Genomic DNA, 1105 nt, shown 5'->3' on the forward strand with positions numbered 1-1105 from the left:
GTGATAGGGTCTATGACTTTTTCCGGCCAGAACACCCGGTCCCAGGTCAGGCCGATCAGGTTACTGCGTCGCCAGCCGATCCAGGCAGCCCCTTTTATCAGCCGAACCATCTCACTGCCATAGAGTTCCTCTGCCTTTTCGATCAGGCAGAAAAACTGTTCAGAGGTCAGGTAATCAATGCGCGATTTGCCCGGCTCGATGCGGTCGATGAAGTCGGCCAGGTTCATATCAATCCATCGCAGCTTGCGGTAGACGTAGGAAAGAATGGTTGAAGCCAGGGTCTGCCTGAGTCGCAGTGTGTCTTTCCTGACCGGCCCCCTGCCCTTTGCCTGATTCAGTCGTTTCCGCAGAGCAGGGTCTGTGACTGGGTATCGTGGCTGTGGGATTTCTTCGCTTGCCGGGTGGGGCTGGTGATACCAGACTGATCCACCTCTCTCTTTGCGCAGTTGATAGAGTTCTTTGTTCAGGTAGGATCGTTTTGTAATCTTCAGTTGATCTTTGAAATAGAGTTCCAAGCCAACGACTATGCCTGTCTCTGAGTCGTTCAGAGCCAGGTCTTCCAGTCGCCAGAATTTGTTCCGAAACTCAAAGGGAATACGAAGCATGGCGGCGTTGCTTAAATCGTCACCATGGCTGGTTTTGCTCGGGGACTCCAGCGTCAGATACTCCATCATGGCTTCACCGAAGAAACGTTCTGGCTTCTCCCCCCTTGATACTTTCTTGGCGTTGGCAATCAGCCTTTCGTGGAAGTCTTCCGCCTCTTCGTTTGTGTTAAAAGTTTCCCGAGTCCGCGAGATACCGAGCCGCTGGTCTTTGTAGTCGTACTTAATCCGCCATCCGGCGTCTGTCTTGACCCTCTTCCACGGTTTTGTACGGCGTCTGCCCATGCTGAATTCCTCTTCCTGCGGCGGCTTTCAAAGTAGTCCGCCAACTGCTTTTCACTGAATTTGATCCACCTTCTGCCATTGCCAAAGTCGTAGTACTCAATGTTTCCCCGTTCGACTTCGGCATAGATGAAGGACACGCTCTGGCCCGAGCGGTCTGCTACGTCGACCACTGACAGAGTCGGATCATCCTGAGTGTCCAGAATGTTTTGCGCTTCCAT

General features: G+C 52.8%; 1 protein-coding gene. It reads right to left on the bottom strand.

The genetic code is table 11. The annotated features are described in order from the left end of the window. Positions 1–887, bottom strand: an 887-nt coding sequence (locus KDK17_RS11390) for a hypothetical protein (RefSeq protein ID WP_257288128.1), incomplete at its 3' end; no start/stop codon positions are given. Positions 888–1105: the final 218 nt, after the last annotated feature.

It is taken from the genome of Endozoicomonas sp. SESOKO2, from assembly GCF_024606245.1.
GTDB lineage: Bacteria > Pseudomonadota > Gammaproteobacteria > Pseudomonadales > Endozoicomonadaceae > Endozoicomonas_A.